At 65.0% G+C, this 15994-nt stretch carries 16 protein-coding genes; 4 read left to right on the top strand and 12 right to left on the bottom strand.

Annotated features, from left to right (window positions below):
• Positions 1-34: 34 nt before the first annotated feature.
• A complete protein-coding gene (locus tag TVB01_RS09520; RefSeq protein ID WP_422455653.1) occupies positions 35-703 on the bottom strand; it encodes an NINE protein in 669 nt (222 codons plus the stop codon).
• 397 nt (positions 704-1100) lie between these two features.
• Between TVB01_RS09520 and groL the strand changes: the two genes are divergently transcribed.
• Entirely contained in the window at positions 1101-2738 is a 1638-nt protein-coding gene (groL, locus tag TVB01_RS09515) for a chaperonin GroEL (protein ID WP_422455652.1), read from the top strand.
• A 104-nt stretch (positions 2739-2842) separates the two neighbouring features.
• Here the strand turns inward: groL and TVB01_RS09510 are convergent, their stop codons facing one another.
• The 11 genes from TVB01_RS09510 to TVB01_RS09460 all read right to left on the bottom strand — a co-directional run bounded on the left by TVB01_RS09510 (position 2843) and on the right by TVB01_RS09460 (position 13482).
• The gene (locus tag TVB01_RS09510) at positions 2843-3133 is read right to left on the bottom strand and encodes a WXG100 family type VII secretion target (protein ID WP_422455651.1); all 291 of its coding nucleotides are present in this window, start codon (positions 3131-3133) and stop codon (positions 2843-2845) included.
• Positions 3134-3295: 162 nt separating this feature from the next.
• A complete protein-coding gene (locus TVB01_RS09505; RefSeq protein WP_422455650.1) occupies positions 3296-4798 on the bottom strand; it encodes an ATP-binding protein in 1503 nt (500 codons plus the stop codon).
• A 3-nt stretch (positions 4799-4801) separates the two neighbouring features.
• Positions 4802-5515 (bottom strand): response regulator transcription factor, encoded by a 714-nt coding sequence (locus tag TVB01_RS09500; RefSeq protein ID WP_227897539.1) that lies wholly within the window; start codon positions 5513-5515, stop codon positions 4802-4804.
• Positions 5516-5637: 122 nt separating this feature from the next.
• Complete coding sequence (locus TVB01_RS09495) at positions 5638-6456, bottom strand: hypothetical protein (RefSeq protein ID WP_422455649.1); 819 nt, start codon at positions 6454-6456, stop codon at positions 5638-5640.
• Complete coding sequence (locus TVB01_RS09490; protein WP_422455648.1) at positions 6449-6904, bottom strand: hypothetical protein; 456 nt, start codon at positions 6902-6904, stop codon at positions 6449-6451. Before TVB01_RS09490 ends, TVB01_RS09495 begins: the two co-directional genes overlap by 8 nt.
• The gene (locus TVB01_RS09485; RefSeq protein ID WP_422455647.1) at positions 6891-7340 is read right to left on the bottom strand and encodes a hypothetical protein; all 450 of its coding nucleotides are present in this window, start codon (positions 7338-7340) and stop codon (positions 6891-6893) included. Before TVB01_RS09485 ends, TVB01_RS09490 begins: the two co-directional genes overlap by 14 nt.
• A complete protein-coding gene (locus TVB01_RS09480) occupies positions 7316-8524 on the bottom strand; it encodes a hypothetical protein (protein WP_422455646.1) in 1209 nt (402 codons plus the stop codon). The genes TVB01_RS09485 and TVB01_RS09480 overlap by 25 nt, the downstream gene beginning before the upstream one ends.
• On the bottom strand, positions 8521-8880 hold the full coding sequence (locus TVB01_RS09475) for a DUF6507 family protein (RefSeq protein WP_422455645.1): 360 nt from the start codon (positions 8878-8880) through the stop codon (positions 8521-8523). Before TVB01_RS09475 ends, TVB01_RS09480 begins: the two co-directional genes overlap by 4 nt.
• A gap of 181 nt (positions 8881-9061) precedes the next feature.
• Positions 9062-10708, bottom strand: a complete 1647-nt coding sequence (locus TVB01_RS09470) for a DNA repair helicase XPB (RefSeq protein WP_422455644.1) — start codon at positions 10706-10708, stop codon at positions 9062-9064.
• Positions 10701-13136: a helicase-associated domain-containing protein gene (locus TVB01_RS09465; protein WP_422455643.1), complete on the bottom strand. Its 2436-nt coding sequence runs from the start codon at positions 13134-13136 to the stop codon at positions 10701-10703. Before TVB01_RS09465 ends, TVB01_RS09470 begins: the two co-directional genes overlap by 8 nt.
• Positions 13137-13176: 40 nt before the next feature.
• Complete coding sequence (locus TVB01_RS09460; RefSeq protein ID WP_422455642.1) at positions 13177-13482, bottom strand: hypothetical protein; 306 nt, start codon at positions 13480-13482, stop codon at positions 13177-13179.
• A gap of 229 nt (positions 13483-13711) precedes the next feature.
• On the opposite strand from TVB01_RS09460, the gene TVB01_RS09455 reads away from it, so the two are divergent.
• The 3 genes from TVB01_RS09455 to TVB01_RS09445 are packed head-to-tail and all read left to right on the top strand — an operon-like array spanning position 13712 to position 15985.
• Positions 13712-14095 (top strand): cold-shock protein, encoded by a 384-nt coding sequence (locus TVB01_RS09455; RefSeq protein ID WP_227897548.1) that lies wholly within the window; start codon positions 13712-13714, stop codon positions 14093-14095.
• 15 nt (positions 14096-14110) lie between these two features.
• Positions 14111-14656 (top strand): DUF3027 domain-containing protein, encoded by a 546-nt coding sequence (locus TVB01_RS09450; RefSeq protein WP_422455641.1) that lies wholly within the window; start codon positions 14111-14113, stop codon positions 14654-14656.
• Positions 14657-14710: 54 nt separating this feature from the next.
• Positions 14711-15985 (top strand): MFS transporter, encoded by a 1275-nt coding sequence (locus TVB01_RS09445; protein WP_422455640.1) that lies wholly within the window; start codon positions 14711-14713, stop codon positions 15983-15985.
• Positions 15986-15994 lie beyond the last annotated feature (9 nt).

Genomic DNA, 15994 nt, shown 5'->3' with positions numbered 1-15994 from the left:
GCGTGTTGGGTGCCCTGCTCTTGGGCCCCCGGCACTACTCCCGCAGCGGCATCCCGCGCGCATCAGTCCGGAAGGTCTGGGCCCCGGCCAGGATCATGATTCCCTCGACGAATCCCCAAATCGCGCCGGCACCGAAAGTGAAGAGCGTGACCAGCAGCTGAACGACGCCGATGGTGGTGTAGCCGAGGTAGAAGCGGTGGATTCCGAGGCCGCCCAGGAAGATGCCGAGCAAACCTGCTGCCAGACGGGACTTCGGTGGCGCCCAGCCATACGGGGGCTGGTAACCCTGCTGGTAAGTATTGGGAGGCCCGGGCTGCTGGTAGTAGCCGGGCGGCGGGCCCGGCGGATATGGATTCTGGCCGGCACCCTGAAAATGTCCCGGACCCTGGTACTGTCCCGGGCCTCGATACTGGCCAGTGGACTGGTACTCCCCGTGGTACTGGCCCGGGTGCCCTGGCTCCGCGTAGCGTCCCGGTCCCGGATACTCGCCCTGGTAGGGGTCCTGCCCTGAAGCGCTACCAGGGCCTTGGCCCGGATGGCGGCCTGGTTCCTGGGACTGGTAAGCCGACTCATCGTAATCTCCGGGCGGACGGCCATAAGGGGGCGGGGCGGCACTGGAACCATGTGCAGCCGGCGCCGAGGGGTCCTGGTCCTCCGGCTGGTTCGGGGTTGGTTGCCCTGAGGGGGGCTCGTTCGTCGCCATATGCCTTCTCCTGGAGATCTCGGGGTCACGCCGCCCGCAGGGAACCCGTTGCTAACGAAAGGGCGCGCATGGGACCAATCTACGCTGCCGGGCAGCGATTTGGAGGCAGCTGACGGTCCCCGGTGGGGCGAGCAGGTTCCCGTGCGGGTTCTGGAAGGAAGCCCCGGTCACAACCGGCCGTGACTGCTTGCACTCCCGGTGCGGGAGTGCTAATTATTGACTTAGCACTCTTGCGGGCTGACTGCTAAAAGTCGCCGGTGTTGAGTGAACCAGCAAGCCGCTGGGGTGAGGGGCGGAACGCGCGTAAAGAGATCGTGCGATTCGTCCCGTCCGTCGCGGGCACCTCAGAAGGAATGCAACATCCAAGCATGACTGTTCCGGAAGGACGATAGCCGTTATGGCCAAGATCATTGCATTTGACGAAGAGGCACGCCGCGGCCTTGAGCGGGGCCTGAACACCCTCGCCGACGCCGTCAAGGTCACGCTCGGCCCGCGTGGCCGCAACGTCGTACTCGAAAAGAAGTGGGGCGCCCCCACCATCACGAACGACGGCGTTTCCATCGCCAAGGAGATCGAACTCGACGATCCCTACGAGAAGATCGGCGCCGAGCTGGTCAAGGAAGTTGCCAAGAAGACTGACGACGTCGCCGGTGACGGAACCACCACGGCTACCGTCCTGGCTCAGGCCCTCGTCAAGGAAGGCCTGCGCAACGTTGCTGCCGGCGCCGACCCGCTGGGCCTGAAGCGCGGCATCGAGAAGGCTGTCGCAGCCGTCACCGCCGAGCTGCTCGCCTCTGCCAAGGAAATCGAAACCAAGGAGCAGATCGCTGCTACGGCTTCCATCTCCGCCGGTGACCAGCAGATCGGCGACCTGATCGCCGAAGCACTGGACAAGGTTGGCAAGGAAGGCGTCATCACGGTCGAGGAATCGAACACCTTCGGCCTGGAACTCGAGCTCACCGAAGGCATGCGCTTCGACAAGGGCTACATCTCCGGCTACTTCGTCACCGACGCAGAGCGCCAGGAAGCGGTCCTCGAGGATCCGTACATCCTGATCGTCAACTCCAAGATCTCCAACGTCAAGGACCTCGTTGCCGTCCTCGAGAAGGTCATGCAGTCCGGCAAGCCGCTGTTGATCATCGCCGAAGACGTCGAAGGCGAAGCACTGGCCACCCTGGTGGTCAACAAGATCCGCGGCACCTTCAAGTCCGTAGCCGTCAAGGCTCCGGGCTTCGGCGACCGCCGCAAGGCCCAGCTGGCCGACATCGCCATCCTCACCGGCGGTCAGGTCATCGCCGAAGAAGTTGGCCTCAAGCTTGAGAACGCCACGCTGGACCTGCTCGGCAAGGCACGCAAGGTTGTTGTCACCAAGGACGAGACCACCATCGTCGAAGGTGCAGGCGACGCCGACGAAATCGCCGGCCGCGTCAACCAGATCCGCGCCGAGATCGAGAACTCCGATTCGGATTACGACCGCGAGAAGCTGCAGGAACGCCTGGCCAAGCTGGCCGGCGGCGTTGCAGTCATCAAGGCCGGTGCCGCAACCGAGGTTGAGCTCAAGGAACGCAAGCACCGCATCGAAGATGCTGTCCGCAACGCCAAGGCAGCGGTTGAAGAAGGCATCGTCGCCGGCGGCGGCGTGGCCCTGATCCAGGCCGGCCAGAAGGCATTCGCCAACCTGAACCTCGAAGGCGACGAAGCAACCGGCGCCAACATCGTCAAGGTTGCCATCGATGCTCCGCTGAAGCAGATCGCCTTCAACGCCGGCCTCGAGCCGGGCGTTGTCGCCGACAAGGTCCGCGGCCTGCCCGAGGGCTTCGGCCTGAATGCCGCAACCGGCGAATACGAGGACCTGCTTGCTGCAGGCGTCAACGACCCGGTAAAGGTAACGCGTTCGGCGCTGCAGAACGCTGCATCCATCGCCGGTCTGTTCCTGACCACCGAAGCTGTTGTTGCTGACAAGCCCGAAAAGGCCGCACCGGCCATGGGCGGCGGCGACGAGATGGGTGGCATGGGCGGTATGGGCGGCTTCTAGTCCCACCGGCCGGCCCCCCCCCGGGCCGCCAGCACCACATGCGCAGGAGCGCGGTACCTTCTTGAGGTGCCGCGCTCCTTTGCGTTACCCGCAGGTTCTCCTCCCTAGCGCCGAAAGAGCGCCGTATTTGCCGCCTCCGTGTCCGCGTACTGGACCGAGGCGTACGCCAACGCCTGGTTGATGCTGGCGAGCGACTCTTCGACCCTCGCCTGGGTGGTCCGCCAATCCGTGATGAGCAGCTGGAAATTGGCCGACGCCTGTCCCTGCCAGGACTCACCGAGGGACAGCAGCCCAGCCTGCATGGAATTGATGTCTGCCTGCAGCCTGTCGATGGTCGCACGGACCTCCGTGCTTTTGGCTGCCAGGATCTCACTGTCGACGACAAACCCCGCCACGGTTTCCTCCTCACATCTGGGCCCGCCTGGTGCGGTCCGTGCTTCCAAGGATCAGACAGGACAGGGCAGCCATCCAGGGCGCACTCCAGAGGGTGGACAGTGCGGAGAACGGGGGCGTGTTGACCGGGCGGTGGAGGAGGGGTTGCCCGGGGCGAGCGGGACTCAGGGACGCAGGTCGCCGCCGTCGTCCTCCCGGCCGTCGCCTCCTGCGGTTTCGTCTTCGTGTTCGGGCATGCTGTCGGGCTGTTTGTACGGCAGGCGGATGGACATCGTGGCGCCTCCGCCTTCGGTCTCGGTCAGCCGGACCGTGCCGTCGTGCTGGGCCACCAAGGCAGCGACAATCGCCAGGCCAAGGCCGGTTCCGCCCGTTTCCCGGTAACGCGAGGAATCGGCCCGGTAGAAGCGCTCGAAGACCCTGGCTGCGTCCTCTTCCGAGATTCCGGGCCCATGGTCCCGGACCTCAAGCACAGCATCCATCCGGTCATGAATCACCGGTGCCACACCGACGGCGACTTCAATCGGGGAACCTTCCGGCGTATACCGCAGTGCGTTCGTCATCAGGTTCGCCACGACCTGCCGCAGCCGTGCCTCATCGCCCATGGCAGGGGCGCTCCGGGGCGAATTGCCGTCAAGTCCGACCACGCGGATTTCCCGGTCCGGAGCACTGGCCCGTGCGTCGAGAGCGGCGTCGTTGCCTAGGATCATCAGGTCCACGGGCCGGTATTCCAGCGGGCGTTGTTCGTCGACGCGGGCCAGAGTGAGCAGATCCTCCACGAGCTGGCCCATCCGCTTGGCTTCGCTCTCAATGCGGCCCATGGCTGCGCCGATTTCTTCCGGTTTTTGCAGCGCTCCGTGGCGGTACAGTTCCGAGAATCCCCGAATGGTCACCAGCGGTGTCCGGAGCTCATGGGAAGCGTCCTGCACGAAGCGGCGCATCTTCTGCTCTGATTGCGTCCGGGCAGCGAACGCGGTTTCAATATGCGCAAGCATGGCATTCAGCGACCGGGACAGCCGGCCGATTTCAGTCGCCGGGTTCCCGACTTCCACGCGGCGGGACAGGTCGCCGGCGGCAATGGCTGCGGCCGTCTTCTCGACCTGGCTCAATGGACGGAACTGGCGCGTCACCGCCCAGTAGGCAATGCCCGTGGCACCTAGCGTGCCCAGCAGCCCCACGGAAAACACCAGCGACGCGGCTTCATCCACGGTCTCAGCCACGGAGTCCAGCGGAACAGCTACGGCAACAGATCCCGGGAGGTCTGCCACATGGAAGACCTTGACCCGCCATCCCTTGCTGCCGGGGGCGGTGCCGGGCACGTCAAAGCCCCGGCCGTCCCGTGCCGTGACTTCGTCCGAAGTGATGTTGAGCAGCTTCGGTGTATCAAAGTCCGTGTCGGAGTGCGTCTCGGGTCCGTGCTCGCCGCTGTCATTCAGGTACAGGCCGTAGAAGCGGAACAGCGAGGTGTCAGTCGAAGGCGCACCTGAGATCAGGTAGCGCGAAATGGCCGGCGCATTGTCCTGGATGTCTGCATCCAGCCTGCTGACAAGGATCTGCCGCAGCACGTAGATGGTGGCAAGGCCGGTAATGGTCACGGTCACCACCATGAGCACGGCCATGATGGCCACCAGCTGCGATCTGAGGGAAGCGGACTTCCAGCGCCGGATCAAGGCTCAGCGCTTCTCCGTGGTGCGCAGCAGGTAGCCGACGCCGCGCTTGGTCTGGATCAGTGCGGGAGCATCAGGGCTGCGGTCGATTTTCCGGCGCAGGTAGGAGATGTAGGACTCCACGATCGAAGCGTCACCGTTGAAGTCGTACTCCCACACATGGTCCAGGATCTGCGCCTTGGACAGTACCCGGTTCGGGTTGAGCATCAGGTAGCGCAGCAGCTTGAATTCGGTGGGGGAGAGTTCGATGGTGACCCCGCCGCGCCGGACCTCGTGAGCGTCGTCGTCGAGCTCCAGATCCTCCACGCGGATGACGGCGTCGTCATCGTCCAGGGGCTGGGTGCGGCGCAGGACGGCGCGGATCCGGGCCACGACTTCATCCAGGCTGAACGGCTTGGTCACATAGTCATCGCCACCGACGGTGAGGCCGGTGACCTTGTCTTCGGTGTCGTCCCGGGCGGTCAGGAACACGACGGGGAAATGCCGTCCGGCGGCCCGGAGCCGGCGGGTCAGGGTGAAGCCGTCCATATCCGGGAGCATGACATCCAGGACTGCCAGATCCGGGCTGTGTTCGTCCACGGCGGCGAGGGCTTCACGGCCGTTTCCGGCTGCAACGACGTCGAAGCCGGCGAAACGCAGCGAGGTGGAGAGCAGCTCGCGGATGTTCGGCTCATCATCGACAACAAGGAGGCGTGCTTCGGGTGCAGACGATTTGTTCACCCGCTCAGTTTCTTACATTTAGCTGGACGTTGTCTGTAGGCCGGCAATAAGTCGGCTGGAAATATCCAATGTGCCCGCCGATGCGCGAGGGCGAGGTCGGCGGGCACGTCACCGGGCCAACGTCAGAAGACTGTCAAAGCGGAAACCAGGTCGCGGTAGGCCATTCCAGTGGTCACCGGCTCGAGCGTGGCACGCTCCTCATCGACCATGAGCAGATGCTGCCCTGCTCGGCCGGCGTCCACGTAGCCCCACTCAGGGACCGCACCGGCCGCGGTTTGCACCTGGACGCGCCAGACAAACCACGGTTCGCTCCACATCCGGATCCACGCCGGATCGTCCGTGGGCGGCGGCTCGTCGACGGAAGCGATACGGCTGTCGAAGACCCCGGTCGGGAAATCGAGGACACCTGCCGAGAGGGTCCAGGCGGGACCAAGGCCCAGCCACGAAGCTGCCACCTGGGCCAGATCGGGGAGACCCACGAAATCCAGCTGGACGAGGGACTCATATCGGTCGATGCGGCCCGCGTCGAGTTCGGCGCGGGACGGACCGGCGAGTACCAGGGCATTCTCGTCATCGATTTGTATCTGCAGCTCGGTGGATCCCTGGGGATGCAGGCAACGGATGCTGACGGAGGCACGTGTCGAGGTTAGCGGTGCCGTGACGGTGATGCCCTCCGGCGTCAGCCGCCCTGCGGTATCCATGAGCCCGGCCTCGATCAGGGCGGCAAGGCCCGCCTTGCGGCCGGCCCGCTGGAAACGACCGGCATAGCCGCTTTCCGCGGCTGCGTCCAGGAGATGTACCGCTTCGCCGTTCAGCCATGGCCCCCGGGAGCTGAAGGGCTGCCGGGCCGACAGGCCACCAAGTTCTTCAAGGTCGGCTCCGAGAATGCGGCTCGCGGCCTCATCCAGTGCCGGCTCACGGTCCGGGACAATATCAACCATTGGAGGGATCCTTCAGGGCGGCCGAGACCGCGATGGCGCCCAGGACCTCGTCGTAGGCCGTGAGCTGGTTGGCCGCACAGGAGGTGGTCACCGAGGCAGCCATTCCGTTGCGGAAGAGCAGAAGCTGGCTGCAGTGAATCAGTCCGCCGGAGCCCCGGTGCAGGTACTCGAACCGGCGGACGGCTTCCAGTTGGGGGACCGGGTCCACGGAGATCAGGAAGGGGTCTGCCAGGGAAGTCAGCAGTGATGCCATAACAACAGTGCTCAGCTGGGTTACGGTGCCGGGGAAGCCGAACGCCGTCACGGCGACGTTAGGGCGGAAACCGCCCTCCTCCATCCACGTCGTGACCGGCGCTGCCACCACCAGTTCCGCGTCCGGGTGCGGAATGACCTCCCAGTCGGACGGGCGTTCAAGCGCTACGTTGGCGCTGCACTCAGCGGTGAACATTCCTGGACTTTCGCAGCCAGGAGAACGGGGAGGAAAACTCGGGTTTCAGGACTTCGTCCTTGTCCGCACCGCGGTCCAGCCAGTCTTTGTACCACGCGGGCAGCATAATCCGAGGGAGGCGGAAACAGCAGGCGAACGCCACCATGAAAAGCGGGGTGATGGTGAGCACCAGAACCCAGTCGGTAACCCACTCGGCACCCAGGATGGTAACCAGGCTCAGCAGGACCGCCACAATGATGACGGGCTGCAAATAGAGCCCGAAGAACCCGAGGTAGTTCTGCTTTCCGAACTGATAGACGCTTCTTTGGCCTGCCCAAGTACGCCAGGTTCCCTTATAAGCCGCTATGCCGGAAATGAGCATATAAGCGGATCCGCCCACGGCCGCTGCTACGAAAAGGATCATCCCCGCTGTCACCATAGCTTCAGATTCTCCCATGTTTCCTTGAGGCCTCCTCCCACAGCGTCAGCAAGTCCCTTGTCCCTCAGGTTTCTCACGACATTTCCGATGCCTTCTCCAACGGCACCGCCTACCCATCCCCCCACAGCGGCCCCGGCAAGCGTTCCCACCACCGGGATGGGGATCAGGCTGCCCAGTGAAGCGCCGATTGCTGTTCCCGCGATGCTGCCGCCAATGGCACCGCCGCCTTCGACTACGGCGGTGGCGGCGGCACTGCCTACACGGTCTCCCGTACTCATCTCAGGATGCTCCAGCTGGTCCTGGTTCCATTGTTCGGACCAGTTCTTGTAGACGGACAAGGCGCCGTCGACCACGCCCAGTCCATTCGCCATCCTGTTCGCCCAGCGCGGCAGCTCCGGAGCGGCCACGCTGTTTCCACTCGCGTTGGTCCGCCGCCGGGCTCCGGGGACCTTCGGGTCCCGGAACACCGGCCGATGAATGGTCAGCGCCCGTGCGCCCAGTGGCGCGAGCATGGTCGCCATGAGGCTGCCGGCCGGGAGGTAGAGGTACGGCCTGCCGTTCAACCGCAGGGTGACTGATCCGGGCACATTGAGCCGGCGCCTGTTGGAGCCGGGGTCCAAAGCGATCCTCATGAGCCTGGGTCCGGGGTTCCGGTGCACTGAACCCAATCCGTTCGACGCCAGTCCGACGGTAACCGCGGCGTAGGGCGACGTTGCGATCCTATGCGGCTCCCACAATGACCTGTGCAGACCGGAAATCGCGGCAGCGCAGGCGTCTTCGGCAGCCTGCAGGTCGGCGGCGATAGAGGCTGACTCGCTGGCGAGGCGTGCTTCTTCCGACCGCGCGGCGGCGGCGCTTTCCTGGCTGTCGTCGTCCAGTGGCCGGCAGTCGTGGGCCTCCAGCGCTGCCACGAGGGCATCGTAGCGGGGACGAAGCGCGTCGACGGCGTCGGCGTAAGTATCAAGGGCATCCCGGATTGCGCCGGTCGCATCCGCTGTTGCGTCGGTGTAGACGGCCGCTTGGTCCATCGCACCGTGGACTATGTCCTGCTCGGGGGCCCGGTAGCTGTCCTGGAGCCCTGTCCAGGTTGCAACCAGATCCTGGCCGTAGTCCTTCGCCCGTTTTCCCGACGCGGCGATCGCGGCCGCGTCTTCACGGATGGCGCAGGTGTCCGGCAGTACCGGGAGATTCCCCGCGCTCACCGTCCGCCTCCTGCACTGTCCCCGTCCGCACCGGCAGCCGGGGATTCGCCCGCCATCCGGTTGGCATTGCCGGCCATCTCTTCATCGCCGCGCACATAAGAATTGACGGCGTCGCTGGTCGAATTGCAGGCGTTGTCGCCGCGGATGGTGCCGCTGTTGAGCAGCCGGGACAAATAGTCCTCATAGCATTCGGTGAGTGCCTGAAGGATGACGGGGCTGTTGGAGGAGCCGGCAGCGGCGGTGACCGCGTTCTGGAGTGTGGTCTCTTCGGCCTGCAGGTCTTCCACTGTGGCCCGCGCCTTCCCAATGACGCCACGGACTGCGGCGACCTGGATATCCCAGCCGTTTATCGGCATCTTCCCCCCCTGGACGACGGAACGGGCTGCGTTCCGCTGAAACAAATCTCTGGCTATTGCCTCTAAGAATCTAGCGCAGAAGACACAAGGGTCCCATGGGGAGAACTGCCCATGGGGAAAACTATCCGCGGCGGGATCATGGCAGGCAAAGTACGCGGCTCGGATGGAAAACCCGGCTCGGCTAGGCGGTCTTTTCGATGTCGGCTGCGTCCTGGATGGAGTAGGCGTAGCCCTGCTCCGCCAGGAAGCGCTGCCGCTTCGCAGCGAAGTCCTGGTCCAGGGTGTCCCGCGCGACGACGGTGTAGAAGTGCGCTGCCCGGCCGTCGGCTTTCGGGCGCAGCAGGCGCCCGAGGCGCTGCGCTTCTTCCTGGCGTGAGCCGAAGGACCCGGAGACCTGGATGGCCACCGAAGCTTCGGGCAGGTCAATCGAGAAATTCGCGACCTTGGAGACCACCAGGGTCTTGAGTTCTCCCTTGCGGAAGAGGTCAAAGAGCCGCTGGCGTTCCTTCACCGGAGTCTCGCCCTTGATCACCGGGGCGTCCAGGCGTTCTGCCAGTTCGTCCAGCTGGTCGATGTACTGGCCTATGACCAGGATCTGGTCCCCGTCGTGGCGCCGGACCAGGTCCTCAACCACCTTGGACTTGGTTTCCGACGTCGAGCACAGGCGGTACTTGTCGCCGTCTTCCGCCATGGCGTAGGCAACGCGCTCGTCCCGCGGCAGGTCCACCCGGACCTCGATGCAGTCGGCGGGCGCAATGTAGCCCTGCGCCTCGATGTCCTTCCAGGGAGCGTCATAGCGCTTGGGCCCGATGAGGGAGAAGACCTCGCCCTCGCGGCCGTCTTCACGGACCAGGGTGGCCGTAAGACCGAGCCGGCGGCGGGCCTGCAGATCAGCCGTCATGCGGAAGATGGGCGCCGGGAGCAGATGGACCTCGTCATAGATGATCAGGCCCCAGTCATTGGCGTCCAGCAGTTCCAGATGCGGATAGAGTCCTCCGCGCTTGAGCGTGAGCACCTGGTACGTGGCGATGGTGACCGGACGGACTTCCTTCACCGCGCCGGAGTATTCGCCGATTTCGTCTTCGGTGAGCGAGGTGCGTTTGAGCAGCTCATCCTTCCACTGCCGTGCGGAGACGGTGTTGGTGACCAGGATCAGTGTGGTGGTGGAGCTGGTAGCCATGGCCGCAGCTCCCACAAGGGTTTTGCCGGCACCGCATGGAAGGACCACCACGCCGGAACCGCCGGCCCAGAAATTCTCCGTGGCCAGCTTCTGGTAGGGACGCAGGGCCCAACCGTCCTCGTTCAGCAGGATCGGATGGGGAGTTCCGTCAACGTAGCCTGCGTGGTCTTCCGCGGGCCAGCCCAGCTTGAGCAGGAGCTGTTTGAGCTGGCCGCGCATCGCGGACTGCACCACCACGGTTTCGCCGTCGATGCGGGGGCCGAGCAGCGGCTGGATCTTCTTGGCGTGCAGCACTTCCTCAAGGACGGGGTAGTCATTGGTGCGCAGCACCAGCCCGTGCTGTGGATCCTTCTCAAGCCGGAGCCGGCCGTAGCGGGACATGGTTTCTTCGATGTCCACGAGCAGGGAGTGCGGAACCGGGAAGCGGGAATAGGTGAGCAGGGTGTTGAGCACCTGTTCGGCGTCCAGGCCGGCAGCGCGGGCGTTCCACAGCCCCAGGGGTGTCAACCGGTAGCTGTGGATGTGCTCGGGAGCCCGTTCGAGTTCGGCAAAAGCCGCAATCGCGTGGCGGGCTTCCTGGGCTTTCTCGTGGTCCACTTCCAGCAGGATGGTCTTGTCACTTTGGACGATCAACGGTCCGTCAACCATGTGCTGGGCTGCCCTCCACTATTTCCACATCCATTATCCGGTGTATTGACACTACGCGCTCAACGTCGCGCCGCGGATCGAAGACCCTGACCCGGCCCTCACCTACCGAGAGGGGAACGAAGATCTCCTGCCGTTCATTCCCCTGGCTGTCCACCACTCCCATCCGCACGGAACTCTTGGTGCGGATGGCCTTGCGCAGCGTCTCCAGTCCTACCAGCGGCATCGACTCATCATCATGTTTGGCTACGGCCGGCCCGCGGCCGCGGAGCGCAGCCAGCTGGGCCTCCAGATCCTCATCCCTGAGTTCCCATTGGTTTACCCGGGTACTGGATGACGACGGCGCCGGCACAGGCGGGCGGACGTGGGAACCGTTGGCCTCGCGGGCCCGGCCTTCCATGACCGGCGCATAGCCAAGGCTGCGGATAGCCAGTGCAAGTTCCTGGGGCGTGGCAGCGGAGGAAACCACTGTCGGCGCGATCCGCGTCAGCCCCAGCGGAGCGGAGCGGGGATCGGCAACCAGCGCGTTGAGCGCTGCCTCGTCGTCGCTGCGCAGGTAGGACCACGCTGCACCGATGCGCAGCCGCCCGTGGCGGCTTGCCGTGTCCTCCACGAGGTAGCGCAGCGGTTGCGGAACCTCAGTGGCAGAGTAGTGGGACAGGAACTCGAGGATGGAGGCGGCGTCCATATCGGCATCAAGGGCGCGGCGGATGGAATCAGCCGAGAAACGGTAGATCGCGGCAGGTCCGCGGCCCTCGGCGTCTGAGATGAGGGAGAGCTGCCTGGCGACGGAAGGGTCCAGGTAACCGGGTGCCACCGCCGTCAGGTCCGCCTGGAGCAGGAACGAACTCAGCGGTGCCGGCAGGGCCTGGCTTAGCCTTCCGGTCGCCTTTGCGTAATCGGAGGCGGCTACTGCGTGGCCGAGCTCAGAGAGGGCGCCCGATCCGATGAGGCCCAGCTGGGATGCCTCCTTGAGGATTCCCGGAACCAGGCGGGCGAACCTGCGCTGCAGCCTGGGCTGGTGCCAGGTCAGCGCGCTGATCAGGTCCTCGACGTCGAACGCTGCCGAATGGGTATCCTGGCCAACGCCGGCGGCGGAAAGTTCGGACAGCATTTCCAGCGCCCGGCGCCGCACGAGGGGGGCATCCGGACGCGAGAGCTCTCCGGCCAAGGCATTAAGCACTCCTCCGCCGGGCAGCGGTCCGCCCACCAGGGACGGCGCCCGCTCGGCCTCGAGCCAGGATTCCACCAGCCGCTGCCACTGCAGCTCGCGGTCCAGGGTCAGCCAATCTGTTTCGGCAGCTCCCCATCGTGCGGTGGCAGCATCAAGAACCAGCAGGCCGGAGATGGCAGCCAATTCCAACAGCCAGGCCGTACCCATCGGGTCCAGCCGCAGCGCTTCGGAGACTCGCCGCACCTCCCGCACCCCCACTCCGCCCGACCGCAGGGTTCCGATGGGCGCCTCCGCAGCCACGGCCAGCAGCTCGGTCATGAGGCGCAGGGTTTCCGCAACCGCACCGAAGGCCGCGTTGTCACGCAGGGTATTCGGCACGGCCCGCGGCGTAGGGGACACAGGTTCGAGCTGGAAATCAGAAACGATGACATGGCCGCGCGAAGCCTGGCCCACGGGGCGGGGCAGTTCCACATGCAGGGCATCCAGCGGCACCAGCAGGCCGTGTGCAACGAGCCATTCCACCGGAGTTGGCGAGGGATTATCCAGCACGGCGCGGCTGATGGCGGCCTTCTTCGGGATGGTCCCGACAGGGGAGTACTTGAAGCGGCGCAGCAGGTCCCCGGTCTGCGGCGGTGCGTCGGCCAGGAGGGCGTTCCAGCCTGCCGGGTCCGAGACCAGGTGGTGCAGGGAATGTGCCGCCGTGGCGGGGGTGTCGGCCTTCTCGATGGGCAGGCCGCGCTTCCTCAGCCCCTCCACGATCTCGACGAGGCGCTGTCCGAACTCAGGCTGCTGGGCAGCGAGCGTTGAATACGGACGGCCAAGCCCTGCCGGATAGGCTCCCAGCGCTTCACCCAGAACGGACACCGGCAGGTAGAAGCGGCGTCCGGCGTCGGCCTTCGGAGCACCGGGGTGGGGCTCGGCGCGGCGCAGCAGCGCCAACTGGTGCAGGTAGCTGAGAATGGAATCCAGGGCCTTGATGGTTGATCCCGCGATTGAGGCCTTCAGCCAGGACGCCGTGGTGCTCAGATGCGAGTCCTCATTGGTGGTGAGGTCCAGCGCTTCGAGGACCTGCATCTGGGGAGCCGTGAGCTTTTCCAGCGCCCGCTGGACGCTGATGCGCGTGGATGCGCGGGCCGCCAGGGCCTGGAAATCCGGCACCGGAGGGAGAATCAGGTCCGGCCGGGCGGTCAAAAGCTCACGCAGTTGTTCGTCACTGCGCGCTGCAAGGTCTTCGGCCAATGCTCGGATCGCGGACATCGTCCAATACGTTACCCGAGTGGAGGCGAAAACAAACGGGTCAGCCCCGCCGCCGGCGCACGATTGAGTCAATTACCAGCCCCGCCATCAGCACGAAAGCGACCGGCAGGGCGTAGAACGCCCCGGCAGCAAAACCGGGCCAGACGCTTTCGCCGCGCAGCGCCTCCAGGAGCAGGGCCGCAAGGCTCGCGACGCCGGCAAGCGCCAGCAGTCCGGCCAGCACCGTCACGATCAGCCGCAGCGGCGAACGGGAGGTGCGGGGGACAGTCCCGGTACCCTCGGAAACAGGGGGCCGGCCGGGAGATTCGGCTGCAGGTTTTCCCGGGTCCGGGAGGCGTTCGTCCATGATGTTTAACGCTAACAGCTAAAATTCCCGGCCATCAAAGCGGACACCGGAGAGCAATTAGCAGCGTCGGGATATTCTAAAGGGAACAGACTTCACCGTAGTATCTCTGGAAGTGCCCTGCCGCGCGGCTGGGACAGCGATGCAGGGAATCAACGGAGATTCACTGCGGATGCACCACCCATATGCGGCGGGAACGCCGCATCCATTAGCTAAGAACGAGGTAAGCGAAGTGCCCATCGGCAAGGTCAAGTGGTTCGACACTGGCAAGGGATTCGGGTTCCTGGCCACTGACGACGGCCAGGAAGTTTTTCTGCATGCCTCCGCACTTCCCTCCGGTGTGAGCGAGGTGAAGCCGGGAACCCGCATGGAGTTTGGTGTGGCGGACGGCCGCCGCGGGCCGCAGGCGCTTTCCGCGCGCATCCTGGAAGCTCCGCCCTCCGTGGCGAAGGCCACGCGCAAGCCGGCCGACGACATGGCGGTGATTACGGAAGACCTTATTAAACTGTTGGACGGCATTTCCAACGGACTGCGCCGGGGCCGGTACCCCGAAAAGAAGCACGCAACGAAGGTTGCTGCAGTGCTGCGGGCCGTTGCCGATGACCTTGATGCATAGGGACAGATCCACGCAGTGAACACAACCGACACCTTCGTTCCAGAAGAAGAGCCGAAAAAAACCGCGGCACGGAAGCCTCAGCGCCGGCCCTCCAAACCGGACGCCGTGCTGGCAGCTGCCGTGGAGACGGCACGCGCCGGGCTCTTGGAGGTGGTGCCGGAGGCCCAGCTGGGCGAGTGGATCGGGGCAGTGCCTGAGGCTGACAGGCTGGTTACCCACCGGTTCCAGGCACATCGTCCCGGCTACCGCGGCTGGCAGTGGTACGCCACCGTGGCGCGGGTTCCCCGCGGAAAGGCCGCAACTGTCTGCGAAGTAGGACTGCTGCCCTCCGAGGACTCTGTCCTGGCTCCGGAATGGGTTCCGTGGTCCGAGCGGCTCCGTCCTGAGGATGTTGCTGCCCAGGCAGAAGAAAAGGCAGAAGAAAAGGCAGGGAAGCGCGCAGAGAACGCTGCCTACGGGGATGGGGAAGCCCAGCCCGGGACAGCAGCAGAAGCGCAGGAAAAGGCAGTCGAACCGGAAGAGGACGCAGCCGGCGGCGCTGCGGCCATGGAGGACGAATAACAGTTGAGCAGCCGGAACCAGGTTCTTGATCCCGGAAGGGAGAAGTGAACCCACATGTTCCGTTCGCTTCGCATCTTCAACTACCGCATCTGGTTCATCGGAGCCCTGGTGTCCAATATCGGCACCTGGATGCAGCGCACCGCCCAGGACTGGCTGGTCTATGACATCCTGACGAACCAGGATGCCGCGGCCATGGGCATTGTGATGGCGCTCCAGCTCGGACCCCAGCTGCTGCTGGCCCCGTGGGCGGGGCTCGTCGCCGACAGCTATGACCGGCGAAAGGTCCTGCTCACCACCCAGGTGTCCATGGCGGCACTGGGCGCGGGCCTGGGTTTGCTGGTGCTCTCGGGACATGCGCACCTGTGGCATGTCTATGCTTTCGCGCTGGCCCTGGGGATCGTCTCGGCGATTGACGCCCCGGCCCGCCAAAGTTTTGTCTCCGAAGTGGTCTCTGAAGAAAACCTGCCCAACGCCGTCGCCCTGAACAGTGCTTCCTTCAACGGTGCCCGCATGGTCGGACCGGCAGCAGCAGGCCTGCTGACCGTGGCGGTCGGTCCCGGCTGGGTGTTCCTCATCAACACCGTGACTTTCGCGGCGATGGTCCTGGCGCTGCTGAAGATGCGCAGCGCTGAGCTGCGGGTGCTGCCCAAGGCACCTCCGGGCAAGGGGCGCATCCGGGCAGGACTGAAGTATGTGAAGTACCGGCCGGATCTGGTCATGGTGCTGGTTGCGATCTTCATTGTGGGCACTTTCGGCCTCAACTTCGCCGTATATATAGCAGCCATGGCCCGCACCGAGTTTGGCCAGGATGCCGGGATCTTCGGTCTGCTGAACTCGATCATGGCCATCGGCTCTGTCTGCGGGGCACTGCTCTCCGCCCGTCGGGAACGCCCGCGGCTGCGCTTCATCTTCGGGGCTGCGGGAGCGTTCGGGGTTTCCTGCCTGCTGGCGGCATTCTCTCCCAACCTGTGGATCTTTGCCCTGTCCCTCATTCCCACCGGGCTGTTTGCACTGACCCTGATGACAAGCGCCAATGCCTATGTGCAGACAACGACGACGCCCGTCATGCGTGGACGTGTCATGGCTCTGTACTTCGCCATTTTCATGGGCGGGACGCCGCTTGGTGCGCCGATCGTGGGGTGGGTATCCAACGCTTTTGGACCGCGGTGGAGCCTTGGGGTCGCGGCGGCATCGGGCATTATCACCGCTGTGGTGGGACTGGTCTGGGCCTGGCGTTCCCATCATCTGCGCCTGCACTACGACCGCACCGTGCGGCGGCGCCTCTACCTGACGACCCGGGAAACGGAACAGGACCCCAAACCGCAGTAGCGGCGGGGC

Source organism: Arthrobacter sp. 7Tela_A1 (genome assembly GCF_049311065.1).
Classification (GTDB): Bacteria; Actinomycetota; Actinomycetes; order Actinomycetales; family Micrococcaceae; genus Arthrobacter_B.
This window is presented reverse-complemented; position numbering and strand designations above follow the sequence as displayed.